Below are 18961 nucleotides of genomic sequence, written 5' to 3'. Positions count from 1 at the left end.
TCCTTTACTTATTTCTGCTGTATGCTGCCTGATACATAAAAATACCTGCCGACACCGACGCATTCAAGGACTCAATTTCGCCATGCATGGGAATGCTTACGATAAAATCGCACTTTTCCCGTACCAGACGGCTGATGCCCTTGCCCTCGTTACCGATAACAATCCCGCATCCGCCTGAAAAATCGGTTTCAAACACCGTCTTTTCACCGTCCATGTCCGCGCCGTAAAACCAAATACCTTGCTCTTTAAGTTCTTCCATGGTGCGCACTAAATTTGTCACCTTTGCCACAGGAGTATAAAAGCAAGCCCCTGCCGCAACCTTTGCCACCGTTGCGGTAATGCCTGTGCTTCTGTGCTTCGGAATCAAAATGCCGTGCACCCCTGCACCGTTGGCTGTTCTTATAATCGACCCCAGATTATGCGGGTCTTCCACTTCGTCCAACACCACTATAAAAGGCTTTTCCCCTTTTGCTGCGGCGCGGTCTAAAATATCCTGCACCGACACATAATCCACCGGGGAAACCAGTGCAATCACACCCTGATGGCTGTGGCTCACACTCATCTCATCCATTTTTTTGCGGTCAAGTTCCACAATGGGAATTTTCTTTTGCTTGGCGAGGGAGCGGATTTTGACCACAGAGCCTTGTCCCTCTCCCTTCAAAAGATAAATTTTATCAATGGTTTTACCGCTTTTCAAAGCCTCCAGAACAGGATTTCTGCCTTCAATACGGCCCTCTGCAAAGTTTTGTTCCATAATTTATTCCTTTTCTTTTAAAATGTACTTTATCAAATCACTTGCTACCGCAAACACCAGTAAGAATATGCCAATCCACATGCCCTTCAGGTAAGGCAAAGCAGGAATTGCAACCAATGCGCGAAGTGCAGGCACCATAAACAGTGCAACCGTAAGCACCGCACCGATAATCAGGCAGAGCCACGCCTGCTTGCTTGTTATAAACGAAAAGCTAAGCAGAATTTTATGGCTGATGCTCTGTATTGCAAGCAGTAAAAGGATACCGCCTGCCACCAAAAAGCTCATGGCAGAAGCAAACACTTTTGCCGAATCTGCTGACAAAGCAGGCACGGTATACCGACCGAATGCATACGAAAGGGCAAGCACCAAAAATGCCAGAATTGTATAAAGCGTAACCACCAATCCTTTTTTACGGGGCGCTTTTCCTTTTTCTTTCCGATAAGGTGCATACAAAATATGCGTTGCACACACAGGCACAAACAAAGATAAGAAAAGCATCTGGTAAAACTGCATGGGGCAGGCGAAGGAAATACCGCTCCACAAAAGCCCGAACGCAAGTAAAAACGCCTTGACAATCAAAAGAAATGTTACTGTTTTCTTTTCCGCATAAAGATAAGCTGAAAGATTTTTCCGTAAATCAAAAATGTCGCTCTTGTAACGAAGCGTGCCGCCGCAACCATCAATGCAACTACGCTTACCCACCAGCACAGACGCATCTGTGCTCTGACAAAGATGCTTGTTTTCCTTTTTCTGCACAAACACCAGAACGGCTTTCCCCGCCTTACGGTAAACTTCAAGCACCGACTGCTCTTTTTCGGGTGTCATACCGCAGTATGCCGTTGTATCCTCTAAATTTTCGTCGGTTGCTTCTTCTTTAATGATACAAACCGAATCTTTTTTATAAAGCTTAAGCATTGCCGCTGTTTTTTCATTATCCGCATGGCTGAAAAGCAAAGGCTTCAGCCCCGCGTTTTCATACTTTTTAATCATGGCAATGCCTGCGGAATTGGGCATATAATAGGAAACCAGAAGACCTAAGAACATTTTATCGGTTGTATCTTTTTTAGGTTTCTTCTGATAATCGCTGAACGAAATGGCACAAACATGCGCCCCCTCTTTGCGGTAAGCCTCTGCCCGGTCTGTGATTTCTTTTATAATTTCTTCCGAGATGGGATGCACTTCCCCGTCTCCCAGAACACGGTCACACATAGAAAGAATCGTCGCAGTCTGACCTTTGGAAACCATGCGCACCCCTTCGGGAAGCTTCACACCGAATGTAACTGCATTATCCGAACGCATCACAAAGGAACGCTTGAATTTTTCATCCAGAGCTTCTTTGTAAACGCCCTGCTCCGCCGCCATGTTCACAAGTGCCAGTTCCACACCGCTTCCTTTATATAAACCGTTTGCATCTGTCTTGATTTCAGAAGCAAGCACAATCATTTCCAGAATGGTTCGGAAAACAGGCTTGTCTCTGCCGATAAACGAATCCTTTGTGCCGAACGCTTTGTAATAGGTATCAATTTTTGCAAATTTAAGCTTGTCCGAAACCACATCGGATTCCCGTACAACCACATATTCCGCTTCACGGATTGCCCTTGCACCGGGACAGCTTATACTGCCACCCTCTGCAAGAATCCGCTTGCCTTCTGCCCGTCCCAGCTTTTGGAACAGCAAAATTTCTGTCGGGCACACCAGTACCAGAAAGCCGACACATGCCGAAATAACCGAATAATTCAGACCGCGGAAATATAAAGAGAGTCCTGTCAACGCACCTACAACAAAAATAATGCAGGCGGTTGCAATATACACACCCTTATACAGCTTTTTGTCCGCTTCGTTTTTTTCGTACAGTGACGAGGCATCAAGCCCCTCTTTTGCCAACTGCTTTTCAAGCTTTTTAAAGCGCATACTGCCAAGAACAGTCCGCAAAAGCCAAACAAAGCAAAGCAAGCCTCCTTCTGTCATACCGCCGAACACAAAAAGTGCCACAGCACCCAGAATCAGAAGAATGTTTAACACATCTGCCATCTGCAACAGCCAGATTTTGCCGAAAGAGCGAGGCTTTTTCGGTTGCAGCGGTTCTTCCTCCGGCTCCTCTTCAGCCTCTTCCTCCGCTTCTTCCTCTGCTTCTTCCGACGCTTCTTCAGTTTCTTCCTCTTCGGATTCTTCCTCACTTTCAGCTTCTTCGACTTCAGCTTCTTCTTCGGATTGTTCTTCATCCGTGGTTTCTTCTGTATTTTCGTCCGTCACGTTTTCGGGTTCTTCCGCACCGGACATTTCATCCGTTATCTGCTCGTCCGGGTTTGTTATCATTTCTTCATTCTCTGCTTCTGTGCCCGGAACGATTTCTTCTTTTTCATGCATGGACATCTGTCCCTCCTACAATAGAAAACCGCCGCAGTTTCCTTTTCGAAACTGCGGCAAGTCAATTATTCGGTAAAATCAAACTTATTGTGAATTGCACGAACCGCTTTTTCTGCATTTGCCTTCTTGACAAGAACAGAAACCTTGCTTTCGGAGGTGGAAATCATATGAATGTTTACACCCACATCAAACAAAGCTTCAAACATGGTTGCCGCAACACCGGGGTTGTTTACCATGCCGGCACCTACGATGGATACTTTGGAGAATTCATCCGAGCAGGTAACCTTTTCTGCACCGATCATTTCCATATTTTCATTGATAATTCTCATGGTTTCATCTGCAATGCTTTCGGAAACGGTAAAGGAAATATCCTTTGTGTTTTCTCTGCCGATGGACTGCAAAATAATATCTACATTAATCTTATGCTTGCTCAAAAGAGAGAAAATGCGGAATGCAATACCGGGTTCGTCTTTTACACCCATGATTGCAATTCTTGCAACGTCGTTATCTCTTGCTACGCCTCTGACTAACATTCTTTCCATTTTAATTTCCTCCTTAACCACAGTACCGGGTACCTTTTCAAAACTGGATTTTACTTCTAAGTTTACTCTGTATTTTTTCGCCAATTCCACCGAACGGTTATGTAATACATTTGCACCGAGCGATGCAAGCTCCAACATTTCGTCGTAGGTGATTTCATTTAATTTCTTTGCTTCGGGCACAATACGCGGGTCTGCCGTATATACGCCATCAACATCTGTGTAGATTTCGCAAAGGTCTGCATGCAGTGCTGCCGCAATTGCCACCGCAGAGGTATCCGAGCCACCACGGCCCAAGGTTGTGATGTCCCCAAACTGGTTAATGCCCTGGAAGCCTGCCACAATTACAATGTTGTTTTTGTCCAGCTCCTTGCGGATTCTTTCACTCTGAATCTTCTTGATTCTTGCTGTACCGTAATGGCTGTCGGTAATCATGCCCAGCTGCCAGCCGGTTAAAGATACCACCGGGAAGCCCAGCTTTTCAATCGCCATTGCAAGAAGTGCAATGGAAATCTGTTCACCTGTAGAAAGAAGCATATCCATTTCGCGCTTGGAATGCTTGGGATTGATTTCGTTTGCTTTTTCAATCAGTTCGTCTGTGGTATCGCCCTGGGCAGAAACAACAACCACAACGGAATTGCCTTCCTTATAGGTATCTGTAATTCTGCCGGCAACATTCATTACCTTTGCGGCATCTGCCACAGAACTGCCACCAAATTTTTTAACTATTAATGCCATATTCTGACCTCCTACAATTATCTGTGTACCCGGATACAGGAAATCACGTTTCCATAACCCAGGATATCTTTCTTCTCTTCAAATTCCTTTTCGTTCATTTCGCAGGTGATAAATGCAATTTCGTTGTCATCCGTATTGGAAATGGCAACAATTTTGCCGAATACCTTTTCCAGAAGCTCTTCTTTTACATTCTGCACACGCAGGAAGAAGTGAGAATTGCTTTCCGAAAGAGGCACCATAAAGTTTTTGTCCTCGGTATCCTGCCACATGAACTTGCCTGTGGGGTTGTTCTGGGCAATATCAATGATATCGGCAACCACAGCACTTGCTGTAGGACGCTTACCTGCGCCTTTACCGTAAAACATCACTTCACCGGTGGAGTCGCCCACAACCAGAACGCCGTTAAATACATCTTCAATCCCTGCAAGAGGACTGGTCTTTTCAATCAAAAGCGGAGACACGCGGGTAAACACCTGTTCACCGCAAACCTGAATGTAGCCAATCAGCTTAATCACAAAGCCTAAGGTTTCTGCACACTTTACATCCTGCAAGGTGATTTTGGTAATACCCTCGGTATGTATTTTTTCCGAATCCACCGTTTTGCCTGTTACCAGGGAAGCTAAGATAGACACCTTACGGCAGGCATCAATCCCCTCCACATCCGCTTCGGGATTACGCTCTGCATACCCTAACTCCTGTGCCTTGGCAAGTGCTTCTTCAAAGCTGTTGCCTTTGCGGATCATCGAGGTTAAGATATAGTTGGTGGTACCGTTTAAAATACCCATCATTTCGGTAATGCGGTTTGCCGCTAAGCACTGGTTTAAGGGACGGATAATCGGAATACCGCCGCCAACGCTTGCCTCAAACAGATAGCTCACACCGTTTTCCTTTGCGATACGCAAAAGCTCTGCGCCTTTTCGTGCCACCAATTCTTTGTTGGAGGTTACCACATTTTTTCCTGCCTCCAGAGCCTTTTTCGTATAAGTATATGCAGGATCTAAGCCACCAATGACCTCAGCCACCACAGAAACCTCCGGATCGTCTAAAATCACATCAAAGCTCTTGGTGAATTTTTCAGCCATGGGATGGGCGCTGAAATCCCGGATATCCAGAATATATTTCACATTCAGCTTTTCGCCGGTTTTGCCCACAAGCTCGTCCGCCCGCTCGGAAATAATTTCCATTACGCCGGAGCCAACCACGCCAAAGCCTAAGATTGCCACGTTAATCATGCAAATCTCCTCCGTTTCTTGCATCCGTTTGTCTAATTGCATATATTTCTGATTCTATTATTATATAACTAACCGCGGAAAAAAGCAAGAATTTTTTCACAAAAATTGCATATTTTCTTGAAAAATATGAAAATTTTTGGTATAGTATATAAAGAGTTGTTATTTTTACATATCGGAAAGGATGAAAATTGTGCAAAAACCTTTGCTTTACGAAAATAAAAAACATATTCATTTCATTGGCGCAGGCGGTGTAAACATGTCCGCACTTGCCCTTGTGATGCGGAATAAAGGATTTGAGGTTTCCGGCTCTGATGCAAATTGTACACCCCTTACCCAAAAGCTTGAAGCGGCAGGCGTTACCATGACCTATGCCCATAAGCCCGAAAACGTACATGGTGCTGACCTTGTAGTATACACCGCGGCAATCGCAAAAGACAATCCCGAACGCGTAGAAGCGGAAAATTTAAACATTCCCATGGCAGAGCGAAGCACTTTTCTGGGTGAACTGATGTTAAGCTATCAGAATGTCTGCTGCATCGCAGGCACCCACGGCAAAACCACCACCTCGTCCATGGCAGGCATTGTGATGCATGATGCAGGGCTTGACCCCACCGTAATGGTTGGCGGTAATGTAAAGGAATTGGGCGGAAATTTGCGTATCGGACAGAGCGACTGCTTTGTGGCTGAAGCCTGCGAATATGTGGAAAGCTTTTTGGAATTCCACCCCACCACCGCCATTATCTTAAATGTGGACGAAGACCATTTAGATTATTTTACGGGAATGGATCACATCATTTCGGCATTTCACAAGTTCTGTGATTTGGTACCCGAAAACGGCTGTGTCATTGTAAACGGCACAGATCCCGAGGCTTTAAAAGCCGTTGAAAACATCAAAGCACCCGTTAAAACCTTCGGCTATGATAAAACCAACACGGTGTATGCCAAGGACATTACCTTTAACAGCGAAAACTGCGCTTCCTACACCCTTGTGAAAGAGGGCAAAGAGATGGGCGAAATTTCCCTTTCGGTACCCGGCAAGCACAACATTTTAAACAGCCTTTCGGTTGCCCTTTACGCCCTGGAAAACGGTGTTTCCTTTGAAAGCCTTGCCAAAAGCCTTAACCGCTTTGGCGGTACGGGCAGACGCTTTGAAAGAAAAGGCGAATACAACGGTGCGCTTTTGATTGACGACTATGCCCACCACCCCACCGAAATCCGTGCCACCATGGAATCGGCAAACAATTTTGAGGGCAGAAAAATCGTGGCAATTTTCCAGTCCCACACCTATACACGCACCCACGCATTGCTCAAGGAATTTTCCGAATGCTTTGATTTGGCAGACGAAATCATTGTAACCGACATTTATGCAGCGCGTGAAAAGGACACGGGACTTGTAAAGCCCACCGACCTTACCGCTTTGCTTGAAAAACGGGGCAAGAACACCAAGTACATCAAAACCTTCCCCGAAATCGCGGATTATTTAAAATCCATCGCATCAGATGATAAGCTGTTTGTAACCATCGGTGCAGGTGACGTATTCAAAGTTTTGGATTTAATGAAAGACTAAATCCTTTAAGGAGAGTTATATGGCAAAAGTTCAATGGAAAGGCGGCGCGCTTTTAGCCCCTGTCCCCCCTGCACTAATCAGTTGCGGAACGGTTGAAAACCCAAATGTTTTAACCGTCGCCTGGACAGGCATCATCAATACCCAACCGCCCAAAACCTATATTTCGGTTCGTCCCGAACGATATTCCTATGACTTAATCAAAAATTCGGGAGAATTTGTCATCAATCTGCCCACCCGTGAACTGGTAAAAGCAGTAGACTTCTGCGGTGTAAAAAGCGGAAAGGATACCGATAAATTCAAGGTAACGGGACTTACCGCAATGCCTTGCAGCACCGTCTCTGCACCGCAGCTTGAACAAAGTCCGCTTTCTTTGGAATGTAAGGTGTTTGACTGCATCGAGCTTGGCACCCACCACATGTTTTTAGCAGACATTACGGCAGTCAATGCAGACGAAAAGCTCTTAGACCCAAACGGCAGACTCGCTTTAGAAAAAGCAAACCTCATTGCCTATGCCCACGGCGACTATTTTGAGCTCGGCAAACGCCTCGGTGACTTCGGCTTTTCGGTCCGCAAAAAGAAAACACCACCTAAAAAACGTCCGAAAAAGAAATAAAATAATTTAAAGGTCACGGCAGATTGCCGTGACCTTTTTTTACAATATTTCTTCTAATTTTAAAACGAAAGTGCTCATTTTAATATCCAAAGCATTGCAAATTCTGTACAATGTTTCCAAGGTAGGTTTCCGTTCACCTCTTTCGATTGCGCTTAAGTGACTTCTTCCTATATCTGCCAGTCCGCTCAACACCTCTTGCGAAACACCTTTTTTCTTTCTGAAAAACACTACCGTTTCACCTACTTTGACGGAACTTAATGTCGCTATATACATATTCTCACCTCAAGAATAGTATATTTCATTTTTCGCACTGTGTTGAACACATATGTTGACAATTGAATACTTATGTGTTAGAATTTGAGTTGAATAAAGTGTAATAGAGGAGATATGCTATGAAGAAATTGCTCATTTTTAAACTAAATGTATTTTGGCTTACAGTTATTTTATGTTTGTCATTTAACTCATTTATATTAGCGAAAAGTTATTTGCCTGATATTGTGTTAAACATGCAAATTAACAATTCCATTATGGAAATAAATGGTAAGGAAGCGGATATCGACCACGGACAAAACACAACACCTATCATAAGCAACGGGCGAACTCTTGTTCCCATACGAGCAATCATAGAAGCATTTAACGGTCAAGTTTTTTGGGACGAACTGACTCAGACTGTCACTTTAAAAATGGAAAACAACACCTTAAAATTACAAATCGACCGTACAAAAGCTTTTCTAAATGATCGCGAATACACTTTGGATGTTGCACCGCAAATCATCAACGGACGTACCATGTTACCTATCCGATTTATTGCAGAAAGTTTCAATCTTGGTGTAGCATGGAACGACACGGAGCAACAAGTATATATTGTGAGAAATTCTTTTAGTACAGAAGAGAGCGATGCGTTAAGAAAGACATTGCCTGCCTATTTCGGGCAAGCATATGTAACCATAAACAATAACATACCTTTTTTCGAAGATTACGAAATCATAAACGCACCTTTTGAATATTACAATACCCCAGATGCATTAGGCAGATGCAATGTAAGTATGGCTTCCATAAGCGAAGATATCATGCCAACCACTGAAAGGGAATCCCTCTCATCCGTAACCCCTACAGGATGGAACAACAAAAAATATGATATTGTAGAAGGCGGTTATATATACAATCGTTGCCACTTAATCGGTTATCAGTTATCCGGGGAAAACGAAAATGCACAGAATCTGATTACAGGTACACGATATTTAAATATAAATGGTATGTTACCCTTTGAAAATATGGTCGACGACTACGTAGAGGAAACCGATAACCGTGTTATGTATCGTGTTACACCAATATTCGGTGAAAATAATTTGGTCGCAGATGGTGTTTTAATAGAGGCTTACTCCATCGAGGACTGCGGAGCAGGCATTTCGTTCTGCGTGTACTGTTACAATGTTCAACCCGGCATTTTCATCAATTATGAGACAGGAGAAAACAACCTTGTTGAAGACCTGACATCAAGCGATGCTGATATTTTAAACAAAATTTACAGAACGCCCACAGGAAAACGATACCATACAGACGCAAACTGTGGCGGTTCAAACAGCTATGAAATCACATTGGATGATGCTGTAAACGCAGGACTCACTCCCTGTCAGAAATGTGCATACTAAGCAAAAAACGCCAAGGAAACACCTTGGTGTTTTTGTTTTTTAATATAATTCTTCTGCCCCGAAATAGAGGGCGGTTTTGTCGGCAGGGCTTTTGCCGAATTGTTTTTTATAGGCACGGTAAAAAGCAGAATAATCCGAAAAACCGTATTTTTCGTAAATTTCCGTAGGTTTTGCCCCCTCATAAATCTCCTTTTCTGCCACAGAAAGTCTGCGGGACACAATGTATTTTTTTGGACTGATGCCCATGTGCCTGATAAACAGATGATGCAAATGGCTTTTGGTAATATACAGGGCATTTGCAATCTCGTCAATATCCTTTATCGTTTCAAAATGGTTTTCAATATACCGCACCGCCTCGTATGCCGGGTTATTTGCAGGCGTTCGGCTGACCTTTTTATGCTCCTGACGGGTTGCCAGCAAAACGGTTGCCACCAATTCCTGCATCAGCCCCATAAGCATCAGCTTTTGCAAATCCTCGTCGGCATTTTCTGCACAGTCCCGCATTTTCTCAAACACCGATAAAACCGCACCTGCATGATGCAGATGCACCACATCGGTATCGGCAGGCAGTTTTTCCAGAATATCAAAAGGCAATCTCTTTTCGTCAAACAATACGTTATACCGCTCATAAGTCGAATGCTTTACGGGATTGATGCGATGCATTTCAGAGGCTCTTGTAATCACAAAATCGTTTTTTTGTAAACGGTATTCCTTGCCCCGCACCGTATACTGCACATCCCCCTGCAAAATCAGCAAAAACTCAAAAACCGCATGGGAATGGGCATTAAACTGCTCCCCTGCACAGTTTTCCGTTTTTTCATATTTAAATAGAATTTGCTCGTCCGCATACTTGCAATAGGCATGTTTTTCCATTTTCCCATCCCCTTTTTTACTATCTTATCACGAAATTACATTTTTTGCAATGTTTTTTAATGTTTTTTGCAATTTACATTTTATATCTTTCGTTGTACACTAAAGCTAAAGGAGTGAGTAATATGAAAAAATTAAGACTTGCCATTATCGGTCAGGGCCGAAGCGGCAGAAACATTCACGGCAGATTCATGAAAGACGAAGCCAACATCTGGTTTGATGTGGTTGCTGTTGTTGACCCCATTGATGAACGTCGTGAACGCGCAAAAGGAGAGTATCCCGGTTGTGAAGTGTTCTCCGACTACAAGGAACTGTTTGGCAGAACCGATATCGACTTAGTTACCAACGCATCCTATTCGGATGACCATTACAGTGTAACAAAGGATTTGTTACAGCACGGCTTTAATGTAGTTGTAGAAAAGCCCTTTGCAAGAACCTACTACGAATGTAATGACCTGATTAACATCGCAAAAGAAAACAATGTAACCTTAGCGGTTTTCCAGCAGACTTTCTTTGCGCCCCACTACTTAAAAGCTGTTGAAGTGATTCACAGCGGTATCATCGGTGAAGTGAAGCAGGCTTCCATCCGTTACAACGGCTTATCCCGTCGTTGGGACTGGCAGACCTTACAGCACAGAGTTGCAGGCTCCCTTTACAACACAGGTCCGCACCCCGTTGGCATGGCTTTGGGCTTTTTAGACCTTTCAGATGACGCACGCGTTGAATATACAAAGCTTTGCTCCACCGGTCTTACTGCAGGTGACGCAGATGACTATGCAAAGCTCATTTTAACCGCGCCCGGCAAGCCCGTTGTAGACTTGGAAATCTCTTCCATGGATGCTTTTAATGATTACAATGTTAAACTGCAGGGTACTTTGGGTACATACAAGGCAAACACTGCTAAATATGAAATGAAATACATCGTTCCCGGCGAAAATCCCGAACGTCAGCCCGTTGCAGATGCAATCAGCGATGATGAGGGTATGCCTACATTCTGTAAGGAAGAACTGATAACCCATACAGAGGAAGGCGATTTTACAGGCTCTGCATTCAATGAAGCTGTACGCGCATTCTATGAAATGATGTACAAGAATTTAACAGAGGGCACACCCCTTACCGTAACCCCCGAAATGGCAGCAAAGATTATTCAGGTTATTGAAACCGCACACGCAGAAAATCCGTTGCCGAAACAGTTTTAAGAGGTGATCTGTTATGTATAAAATTGCAATTTTAGGCTGTGAAAATTCTCACGCCAACGGGTTTTTGAATTTCTTTAAAGATAAAGACGATGTGGAATGCATCGGTGTGTATAGTGACGACCTCGAAGCGGCTAAAAAACTGAACGAACAGTTTAATGTTCCTGTTATGGAAAACTATGACGAGGCTGTAGGCAAGGTGGACGGCATTATCATTACCGCGCGCCACGGTGACAACCATTATAAATATGCAAAACCGTATATTAAAAGCGGTATTCCGATGTTTATTGACAAGCCCATTACCGTTTCCGAACAGGATGCCAAAAACTTTATGGCAGAACTGAAAGAAAACAATGTGCCTATCTCGGGCGGTTCCTGCGTACCTCTGGAAGGTCACGTACAGGCAATGAAGCAGGCTGTTTTAAACGAAACCTACGGCAAAACCATCGGTGGTTTCGTACGCGCGCCTTTAAATCCCAACAATCCTTACGGTGGCTTTTTCTTCTATTCTCAGCATGCCGTTCAGATTATGACCGAAATTTTCGGCAACTACCCCAACTGCGTACACGCATTTAAGACCAACGACCATGTAACCTGCACGGTGCATTACGATGCGTATGACATCAACTGCCAGCTTACTACAGACAGTTGGATATATTATGCAGCAGTAGGCGGTATGTTCAATCACGTGGGTAATCATTTTGCTCTGGATACTTGCTTTACAAAGGAATATCAGGAATATTATGACCTGCTTAAAAACAAGCAATCCCGACAGAGCTACGAAGATTTCTTCGCTCCGGTATTTATTCTGAATGCCATCGCTCGTTCTTTGGAAAGCGGTAAAACGGAAACTGTAAATCGTATAGGAGACTTATAATTATGAATAAATATATTTTATCCGGCTTTGCAGACGAATTTGATAAAGATATAGACGGTCAGCTTGCCATGATGCACGAGCAGGGCTTAGAGTATTTCGAGCCTCGTTCTGTGGCAATGGGCTTAAACCTTGCTGACTGCACCATAGAACAAGCTAAAGAAATCAAGCGCAAGATGGACAGCTACAACATAAAGGTATCTGCCATTGGCTCGCCTTTGGGAAAGGTAAAGCTTTCTGACGACTTAGATGCCCACATGGAAAAAACAAAGCATGTGTGCGAAATCGCAGGCATCCTCGACACCGACAAAGTGCGTGTGTTCAGCTTCTACCCCCACGAGGGCAAAACATTAAAGGAATGCAGAAACGAGTCTATCGAAAACGTGGGCAGAATGTTAGACATTGCAGATAGCTTCAACATGACCTTCTGCCACGAAAATGAGCATGATGTGTACGGTGAAAACATTGAAAACTGCGTAGATTTGCTCAAAACCTTCAACGGCAGACTCAAGGCTGTTTTTGACATGGGTAACTTTGTACTTTGTGGCTGTGACCCCTTAAAAGCTTATGAAGAAATCGGACCTTACACCGAATACTTCCACATCAAGGATGCAACCGCAAGCGGTGCCATCGTACCGCCCGGCTGCGGTGAAGCAAAAATCGCAGAGATTCTTGCTATGCATAAAAAACCGACCTTTGTATCCCTTGAACCGCATTTGATGACCTTTGAGGGCTTAGCAAACTTAACCAACCGCAAATACGACAACCCCTATGTATATGAAAACAAGCAGGTTGCCTTCTTAGACGCCTTAAAACGCTTAAGAGAAATCTGTGGTTAATCTGAATTTTAAAGACCTTTTTACCATAAAAACGCTGTTATTTTTATACAGCGTTTTTATTTTTTTGAGTTTTTTCTGTTGGTTTACATAATATATTATTTTGTAAATGTTGTGGTTTGAGTTATCCACCTGAAAAACCTTGAAATATCCGCGTTTTCCGCGAGTTATCCACGTTATCCGCAAAAAACTTGCCGAGTTATCCGCGAAAATTAAATATTTTTTTTATTTTTTTACCGCTTGTTTAGTGGTTTTTTCCACGATTTGACAAAAAAGTGGTTTACCATAATTTGTTACATAAAGTTGACAAATTTAAAATTTGCAAAAAAATGGTTTTAAAACATTTGACACTTTCCGCCGAATCTGTTAATATAATAATGATATAACAATCAAACAGAAGGAGTGTCCTTATGCAAAATAAATTTAAAGAAATTTCTCCCGAGGCTTTAACGCAAAATCCATTTCACATGATTGGCAAAACCTGGATGCTGATTACGGCACAAAAAGGCGATGAAATCAACACCATGACCGCCAGCTGGGGCGGTGTAGGCATTATGTGGAACAAGCCGGTGGCATTTATTTTTGTGCGCCCCACCCGTCACACTTATTCCTTTTTAGAACAAAGCGAAGCTTTAAGCCTAAACTTCCTGCCCGAAGCCTACCGCAAGGATTTACAATACTGCGGTTCTGTCTCGGGTCGGGATGAAAATAAAATCGAAAAGTGCGGATTTACCGTATCCAAAGAACAGTCAGCCCCCTACTTTGCCGAAGCCGATACCGTTCTGCTCTGCAAAAAGCATTATGCGCAAATGCTAAACGCAGAGGGCTTTATACACCCTGAAATGGACGAAAAGTGCTACGGGGATAAAAACTACCACAAGCTTTATATTGTAGAAATTGAAAAGGTATTACAGAAATGATTGAATTTAAATCCAAAGATTTGTTGCCTGCCGATTGTGACATCCAGGTAAGCCAAACCGTCCGCAAGGTGCATTTTAAAGAGCATAAGCATGATTTTGTGGAGTTTGTGTATATTTTGTCAGGCAACTACACCCAATACGTTGACGGCGTACCTTTTGAAGTACAGAAAGGCGACCTGATTTACATCGGTCCCGGCGAGACCCATGCCTTTTCCTCCAACGAAGAGGTGTCCGCCTACGACATTTATGTGCGTCCCGAGTTGATTTACAACAAGTTGCTCTCGGACCAACCCACAGACCTTCTGGCGTTATCCCTTTGCCGGGAATTTTCTGCTGAGATTTCAAACATCGCCCCCTGCGTATCTTTTCAAGGGGCTGACCTGATTGAAATCGAAAGTCTTTTAAACGCCATGCAAAACGAATGCAACCAAAACACCCCGGGCAAGAATTTAGTACTGACAGGGTATTTTACCGTGCTGATTACAAAGTTTTTGCGTGAAATCCGCAAAAAGCAGATGTATATGTTTGACAGACAGCTGCAAAAAATCATGCCCGAAATCTTACAGTACATAGAAGAAAACTACCGCAAGCCCTTATCCTTGGAAGAGCTGGCAGAAAAGTCGTTTTACAATCCGTCCTACTTCAGCCGGATTTTCAAGGAGCTTTACGGCAAGACCTTAACCGAATATATCGCTGAAAAGCGCATCATGGAAGCAGTAAAACTGTTGGAAAACACAGAGCTTTCCATTGAAGAAATCTGTCACGCGGTCGGCTATGGCGACAAAAAGCATTTTTATAAAATGTTCAAAGCCAAAATGGAACTGACCCCGGGGCAATACCGTCGGGAAACGGTTCAGAACAATCAATAAAAGGAAGTTTAACAGCATGCAAAACAAAAAAATATCACTTTTGGCAAAGCTCGCCTTATTTGTGGCGGCACTTATCTGGGGCACATCCTTCGTAATTATGAAGGACTCGGTGGGTGTTTTTGACCCGTCTGTGCTTTTGGGCATCCGCTTTACCATCGGCACACTCATTTTGTGCATGATTTTTGTAAAGAAACTAAAACTATTGAACAAAGACTACTTTATAAAGGGCGGTACATTAGGGGTTATGTTGTTTTTAGCCTATTTTACCCAGACCTTAGGTCTTACCGACACCACGCCGGGCAAAAACGCCTTTTTAACTGCGGCATATTGCGTGATGGTTCCCTTTATGATGTGGATATTCTCTAAAAAAAGACCCGATATATATAATATGATTGCAGCACTCCTGTGCATAGCAGGTATCGGGTTTGTATCCTTAACCGAAGGTTTTTCCATCAGCTTTGGGGATTCGTTCACATTAATCGGTGCCGTCTTTTACGCCATACATATTGTGGGCATCGCCTTTTTCTCCAAGGGAAAAGACCCGGTGCTTTTAACCATTCTGCAGTTTGCAGTTTCGGCGGTTTTATCCTGGATTGTGGCGCTCTTTACCGCAGAATTTCCTGCTGAAGTACCTGCCTCTGCAATATGGGGCATTTTGTATCTGGGTGCATTCCCCACCGCAGCAGCAATGCTCTTGCAAAACATCGGCTTAAAATATGCGGATGCAACCTCCGCCTCCATTCTTTTAAGCTTAGAAGCGGTGTTCGGGGTTTTGATTTCCCTGCTTTGCGGCGAAGAAAATTTAACCCTTGCCATGACCTTTGGCTTTATCCTGATATTCCTTTCGGTTATTCTTTCCGAAACCAAATTATCCTTCATAAAATCCAAAAAGCGTTGAGTTTCCACTCAGCGCTTTTTTTACACTTGATTTTTGCTGTAATAGATGATATACTATAACTATAAATTTTATGAGGAGAAGATTTTATGCAAAGAGAAACCTTAGGAAGCCGTTTGGGCTTCATTCTGCTTTCCGCCGGCTGTGCCATCGGCATCGGCAACGTGTGGAAGTTCCCTTACATGGCAGGTCAGAGCGGTGGCGGTGCGTTTGTACTGATTTATCTGTTTTTCCTGTTGATTATGGGTGTTCCGGTTTTAACCATGGAATTTGCCATGGGCAGAGCCGCACAAAAAAGCCCTGTTAAGCTGTATCAGCGGTTAGAGCCTGCAGGCTCTAAATGGCACATCCACGGCTATGTGTGTATGATTGGTAACTATCTTTTAATGATGTTTTACACCACCGTTTCCGCGTGGATGCTCCAGTTCTTTGTGGATACCGCCCGCGGTGTATTCGAGGGCATGACCGTTGAAGGCATTTCAGCTGCCTTTGACCAGACGGTTGCCAACCCGGTTGCCCAGATCATTTACATGGCTATTGTGGTTATTATCGGCTTTACCGTTTGCTCGTTCAGCCTGCAAAAGGGCTTAGAGCGCATCACCAAATACATGATGTTAGCACTTTTAGCCATTATGGTTGTCTTAGCCATCAACAGCATTTTCTTAGACGGTGCTTCGGACGGCTTGCGTTTCTATCTGACCCCCAACTTTGAAAATATGCGAAAAGTCGGCATCGGTCAGGTTGTTGTAAATGCCATGAACCAGGCATTCTTCACCTTAAGCCTTGGTATGGGCAGTATGGCAATTTTCGGAAGCTATCTGAAAAAAGACCGTGCACTCATGGGCGAAGCCGTAAATGTTGCAGTTTTAGACACCTTTGTGGCGTTTGTATCGGGTCTTATCATTATCCCGGCGCTGTTTGCCTATGTACCGGGCGTTGAAGAGATGCTGTTAGATCCTGCGCAGGCAGGCAAAGTATCAGGCCCCGGCTTAATCTTTACCACCCTGCCCAATATCTTTAACAACATGCCCTTAGGCAGACTCTGGGGAAGCTTGTTCTTTGTTTTCTTAACCTTTGCGGCTCTTTCGACCGTATTTGCGGTGTTTGAAAACATTTTGGCTTGTTGTATGGATCAGTTTGGCTGGAGCCGTAAAAAGGCTTGCCTGATTAATGCTCCCTTAATGATTCTTTTGTCCGTTCCCTGCATCTTAGGCTTTAATCTTTTAAGCCATGTAAACATCGGTGGCAAAAACATCATGGATTTAGAGGACTTTGCAGTCAGCAACGTAATTTTGCCCTTAGGCTCGCTTATATTTGTTGTATTCTGTACCGTCCGCTATGGCTGGGGCTGGAAAAAATTCATGGCAGAAGCCAACGAAGGCAAAGGCTTAAAGGTCGCTTCCTGGATGCGTCCCTATATGACCTTTGTTCTTCCCATCATCATCCTTGCCATCTTCGCAGTCGGCATTATAAATTTATTCTAATCTTAAAAACACAAAACGGAGCGGAATTCATAAGAATTCCGCTCCGTTTGTTTGTTACATGGGCACTACTTTTTATAATAAGGATAAGTATTTATCCGCCTCTGCTCTGTTTTTGAAAACTATGATATTCTTATCAGAATACTTTTTCAGCAATTCTAAAACGCCCGGTCTGCTTTCTGTATTGTATTTTTTCACAAATTCAATAAAGTCTTTGTCTGTGCCGTCATCATTCATCCAGGGCATATCCGAACGTGGTTTTCCTTTTCTTGCCTCGATTCCCTCTACACAAACTTCGGTTGGATAATCCAAGAAGAAAACCGTATCACTTTCTTTGATACGCATTTCCATACTACTGCCATAATTGCCGTCAATAATCCATGCAGGCTTTTGCATAACCGCCTGCAACCGTCCGATAAAAACCTCACGCGGAACAGTCGTTTTGTCCTCGTTCCAGAATAGCATGTCTAAGTGATACAACGGCAAGCCGGTAATGCTTTTAAGCTTTCGTCCAAAGGTGCTTTTGCCACTGCCCGGACATCCAATGATAATTACCTTTTCCATCCTATCTCACCTTTCGACAACAAGCTGATATTCAACGCAAAAAGACCTATAAACTTATTTAAACTTTATTATTTTTAGTGCATATAAAACGATCCACAACAGCACCCACCCGACAGCACTTATAATTGTTTTGACCAAGTGGACAGAATTAAAAATAAGAAAATCAAGCAAAACATTCAGCAAAAAGAAAACCACTGCCCCCAAAATTAAATACAACCATTTTTTCATATATGACTCTCCTTTCGACATTCTTTATTGCAACACATAAGGTTTAGATGCACCCTTTCAAAGGCTTCCCCTTGAGTGGAAGCTGTCACGAAGTGACTGATGAGGTGTTAATATTCTAAATCAACATTTACACTATATTCATCATCAATAAGCAGATAATGAACATTATGTTTTTTCGCCAGTTCCAAAATCAAACCGTTTTCCTTAATCGCGCATTCCATTGTGTAATCTTCATCTTTCAAACGATTTTCAATCACACCGGCATACTTTGTTATATCTTTGTAATGATTCTTGATATAGTTTTGACTCATTACAAGACAGTAATATTTGATATTTTTAAGGTAGTCATTTTCAAAATCTTTTTTCCAATCAAAAGGAATATAACATCCCTCTACAATCAAATTTTGATTATTTTCAATAGCCGTTTTAATTATTTCACGGACAATAGGCCATAAATATTTTGTAAGCTTTTCATCCGCACTCATAGGCGTAAGGTCAGTTTGTTTGCTGCGAATCAGGCCCATCTTCAAATGGTCTATTGACAGATAAGGATATTTATATTTTTCAAGTAATTTCTGTGCCAAAGCAGTTTTACCTGTATGTGATGCACCTGTAATTAATATTATCATTTTTCCACCTCTTTCAATGATATACGAGCCTTGTCATAATTACTGATTTCCCTTTGCAGTATTTATTGATGCGATTAAAAGTTTACGAATTTTACTGCATTTATCATACATATCTGCATATTCTATTTCAGTTATCA

19 protein-coding genes are annotated in these 18961 nt (G+C 43.0%); 10 read left to right on the top strand and 9 right to left on the bottom strand.

All coding sequences use genetic code 11. From position 1 onward, the window contains the following. Nucleotides 1-4 precede the first annotated feature (4 nt). Genes rlmB through IJE10_06765 form a run of 4 tightly spaced genes read right to left on the bottom strand, consistent with a single transcriptional unit; the run spans nucleotide 5 to nucleotide 5630 of the window. Nucleotides 5-754 (bottom strand): 23S rRNA (guanosine(2251)-2'-O)-methyltransferase RlmB, encoded by a 750-nt coding sequence (rlmB, locus tag IJE10_06780; GenBank protein ID MBQ2967804.1) that lies wholly within the window; start codon nucleotides 752-754, stop codon nucleotides 5-7. A 3-nt stretch (nucleotides 755-757) separates the two neighbouring features. Next, a complete protein-coding gene (locus IJE10_06775) occupies nucleotides 758-3127 on the bottom strand; it encodes a hypothetical protein (GenBank protein MBQ2967803.1) in 2370 nt (789 codons plus the stop codon). Nucleotides 3128-3186: 59 nt separating this feature from the next. Then, nucleotides 3187-4398: an aspartate kinase gene (locus IJE10_06770; GenBank protein MBQ2967802.1), complete on the bottom strand. Its 1212-nt coding sequence runs from the start codon at nucleotides 4396-4398 to the stop codon at nucleotides 3187-3189. A gap of 17 nt (nucleotides 4399-4415) precedes the next feature. Next, nucleotides 4416-5630 (bottom strand): homoserine dehydrogenase, encoded by a 1215-nt coding sequence (locus IJE10_06765; protein MBQ2967801.1) that lies wholly within the window; start codon nucleotides 5628-5630, stop codon nucleotides 4416-4418. Nucleotides 5631-5820: 190 nt separating this feature from the next. On the opposite strand from IJE10_06765, the gene murC reads away from it, so the two are divergent. Continuing rightward, nucleotides 5821-7197: a UDP-N-acetylmuramate--L-alanine ligase gene (gene murC, locus IJE10_06760; GenBank protein MBQ2967800.1), complete on the top strand. Its 1377-nt coding sequence runs from the start codon at nucleotides 5821-5823 to the stop codon at nucleotides 7195-7197. Between the two features lie 19 nt (nucleotides 7198-7216). Beyond that, nucleotides 7217-7810 carry a flavin reductase family protein gene (locus IJE10_06755; GenBank protein MBQ2967799.1) on the top strand — a complete coding sequence of 198 codons (594 nt, stop codon included), beginning with the start codon at nucleotides 7217-7219 and terminating at the stop codon, nucleotides 7808-7810. Nucleotides 7811-7849: 39 nt separating this feature from the next. Here the strand turns inward: IJE10_06755 and IJE10_06750 are convergent, their stop codons facing one another. Then, on the bottom strand, nucleotides 7850-8083 hold the full coding sequence (locus tag IJE10_06750; GenBank protein MBQ2967798.1) for a helix-turn-helix transcriptional regulator: 234 nt from the start codon (nucleotides 8081-8083) through the stop codon (nucleotides 7850-7852). Between the two features lie 515 nt (nucleotides 8084-8598). Between IJE10_06750 and IJE10_06745 the strand changes: the two genes are divergently transcribed. Continuing rightward, nucleotides 8599-9462, top strand: a complete 864-nt coding sequence (locus tag IJE10_06745; GenBank protein ID MBQ2967797.1) for a DNA/RNA non-specific endonuclease — start codon at nucleotides 8599-8601, stop codon at nucleotides 9460-9462. A gap of 39 nt (nucleotides 9463-9501) precedes the next feature. On the opposite strand, the gene IJE10_06740 is transcribed toward IJE10_06745, so the two are convergent. Further along, the gene (locus tag IJE10_06740) at nucleotides 9502-10335 is read right to left on the bottom strand and encodes a helix-turn-helix transcriptional regulator (protein ID MBQ2967796.1); all 834 of its coding nucleotides are present in this window, start codon (nucleotides 10333-10335) and stop codon (nucleotides 9502-9504) included. Nucleotides 10336-10457: 122 nt separating this feature from the next. Here IJE10_06740 and IJE10_06735 point away from each other — a divergent pair, with 122 nt between their 5' ends. The 7 genes from IJE10_06735 to IJE10_06705 all read left to right on the top strand — a co-directional run bounded on the left by IJE10_06735 (nucleotide 10458) and on the right by IJE10_06705 (nucleotide 17406). Continuing rightward, on the top strand, nucleotides 10458-11531 hold the full coding sequence (locus IJE10_06735) for a Gfo/Idh/MocA family oxidoreductase (protein ID MBQ2967795.1): 1074 nt from the start codon (nucleotides 10458-10460) through the stop codon (nucleotides 11529-11531). Between the two features lie 13 nt (nucleotides 11532-11544). Beyond that, nucleotides 11545-12405 carry a Gfo/Idh/MocA family oxidoreductase gene (locus IJE10_06730; GenBank protein MBQ2967794.1) on the top strand — a complete coding sequence of 287 codons (861 nt, stop codon included), beginning with the start codon at nucleotides 11545-11547 and terminating at the stop codon, nucleotides 12403-12405. A gap of 2 nt (nucleotides 12406-12407) precedes the next feature. Next, nucleotides 12408-13241 (top strand): sugar phosphate isomerase/epimerase, encoded by an 834-nt coding sequence (locus IJE10_06725; GenBank protein ID MBQ2967793.1) that lies wholly within the window; start codon nucleotides 12408-12410, stop codon nucleotides 13239-13241. 407 nt (nucleotides 13242-13648) lie between these two features. After that, nucleotides 13649-14158: a flavin reductase family protein gene (locus tag IJE10_06720; GenBank protein ID MBQ2967792.1), complete on the top strand. Its 510-nt coding sequence runs from the start codon at nucleotides 13649-13651 to the stop codon at nucleotides 14156-14158. Next, nucleotides 14155-15027 carry an AraC family transcriptional regulator gene (locus tag IJE10_06715; protein MBQ2967791.1) on the top strand — a complete coding sequence of 291 codons (873 nt, stop codon included), beginning with the start codon at nucleotides 14155-14157 and terminating at the stop codon, nucleotides 15025-15027. The genes IJE10_06720 and IJE10_06715 overlap by 4 nt, the downstream gene beginning before the upstream one ends. A gap of 16 nt (nucleotides 15028-15043) precedes the next feature. Beyond that, nucleotides 15044-15925 carry a DMT family transporter gene (locus IJE10_06710; GenBank protein MBQ2967790.1) on the top strand — a complete coding sequence of 294 codons (882 nt, stop codon included), beginning with the start codon at nucleotides 15044-15046 and terminating at the stop codon, nucleotides 15923-15925. Between the two features lie 86 nt (nucleotides 15926-16011). Further along, a complete protein-coding gene (locus tag IJE10_06705) occupies nucleotides 16012-17406 on the top strand; it encodes a sodium-dependent transporter (protein ID MBQ2967789.1) in 1395 nt (464 codons plus the stop codon). Between the two features lie 72 nt (nucleotides 17407-17478). On the opposite strand, the gene IJE10_06700 is transcribed toward IJE10_06705, so the two are convergent. The 3 genes from IJE10_06700 to IJE10_06690 all read right to left on the bottom strand — a co-directional run bounded on the left by IJE10_06700 (nucleotide 17479) and on the right by IJE10_06690 (nucleotide 18824). Continuing rightward, complete coding sequence (locus tag IJE10_06700) at nucleotides 17479-17967, bottom strand: adenylate kinase (GenBank protein MBQ2967788.1); 489 nt, start codon at nucleotides 17965-17967, stop codon at nucleotides 17479-17481. A gap of 54 nt (nucleotides 17968-18021) precedes the next feature. Then, nucleotides 18022-18195 carry a hypothetical protein gene (locus IJE10_06695; protein ID MBQ2967787.1) on the bottom strand — a complete coding sequence of 58 codons (174 nt, stop codon included), beginning with the start codon at nucleotides 18193-18195 and terminating at the stop codon, nucleotides 18022-18024. Nucleotides 18196-18302: 107 nt separating this feature from the next. Then, nucleotides 18303-18824, bottom strand: a complete 522-nt coding sequence (locus tag IJE10_06690) for an adenylate kinase (protein ID MBQ2967786.1) — start codon at nucleotides 18822-18824, stop codon at nucleotides 18303-18305. Nucleotides 18825-18961 lie beyond the last annotated feature (137 nt).

Source organism: Clostridia bacterium (genome assembly GCA_017410375.1).
Taxonomy (GTDB): Bacteria; Bacillota; Clostridia; order RGIG6154; family RGIG6154; genus RGIG6154.
The sequence above is the reverse complement of the archived record's forward strand: the minus strand, read 5'-3'. Positions and strand labels throughout refer to the sequence as shown.

Bases quoted from the DNA above. Each gene is read 5' to 3' on its own strand.
- IJE10_06735 (MBQ2967795.1), top strand. From the start codon at position 10,458: ATGAAAAAATTAAGACTTGCCATTATCGGTCAGGGCCGAAGCGGCAGA.
- IJE10_06745 (MBQ2967797.1), top strand. From the start codon at position 8,599: ATGTTACCTATCCGATTTATTGCAGAAAGTTTCAATCTTGGTGTAGCA.
- IJE10_06690 (MBQ2967786.1), bottom strand. From the start codon at position 18,824: ATGATAATATTAATTACAGGTGCATCACATACAGGTAAAACTGCTTTG.
- IJE10_06755 (MBQ2967799.1), top strand. From the start codon at position 7,217: ATGGCAAAAGTTCAATGGAAAGGCGGCGCGCTTTTAGCCCCTGTCCCC.
- IJE10_06775 (MBQ2967803.1), bottom strand. From the start codon at position 3,127: ATGTCCATGCATGAAAAAGAAGAAATCGTTCCGGGCACAGAAGCAGAG.
- IJE10_06765 (MBQ2967801.1), bottom strand. From the start codon at position 5,630: ATGATTAACGTGGCAATCTTAGGCTTTGGCGTGGTTGGCTCCGGCGTA.
- IJE10_06730 (MBQ2967794.1), top strand. From the start codon at position 11,545: ATGTATAAAATTGCAATTTTAGGCTGTGAAAATTCTCACGCCAACGGG.
- IJE10_06750 (MBQ2967798.1), bottom strand. From the start codon at position 8,083: ATGTATATAGCGACATTAAGTTCCGTCAAAGTAGGTGAAACGGTAGTG.
- IJE10_06770 (MBQ2967802.1), bottom strand. From the start codon at position 4,398: ATGGCATTAATAGTTAAAAAATTTGGTGGCAGTTCTGTGGCAGATGCC.
- IJE10_06720 (MBQ2967792.1), top strand. From the start codon at position 13,649: ATGCAAAATAAATTTAAAGAAATTTCTCCCGAGGCTTTAACGCAAAAT.
- rlmB (MBQ2967804.1), bottom strand. From the start codon at position 754: ATGGAACAAAACTTTGCAGAGGGCCGTATTGAAGGCAGAAATCCTGTT.
- IJE10_06715 (MBQ2967791.1), top strand. From the start codon at position 14,155: ATGATTGAATTTAAATCCAAAGATTTGTTGCCTGCCGATTGTGACATC.
- IJE10_06695 (MBQ2967787.1), bottom strand. From the start codon at position 18,195: ATGAAAAAATGGTTGTATTTAATTTTGGGGGCAGTGGTTTTCTTTTTG.
- IJE10_06740 (MBQ2967796.1), bottom strand. From the start codon at position 10,335: ATGGAAAAACATGCCTATTGCAAGTATGCGGACGAGCAAATTCTATTT.
- IJE10_06705 (MBQ2967789.1), top strand. From the start codon at position 16,012: ATGCAAAGAGAAACCTTAGGAAGCCGTTTGGGCTTCATTCTGCTTTCC.
- IJE10_06710 (MBQ2967790.1), top strand. From the start codon at position 15,044: ATGCAAAACAAAAAAATATCACTTTTGGCAAAGCTCGCCTTATTTGTG.
- IJE10_06700 (MBQ2967788.1), bottom strand. From the start codon at position 17,967: ATGGAAAAGGTAATTATCATTGGATGTCCGGGCAGTGGCAAAAGCACC.
- IJE10_06725 (MBQ2967793.1), top strand. From the start codon at position 12,408: ATGAATAAATATATTTTATCCGGCTTTGCAGACGAATTTGATAAAGAT.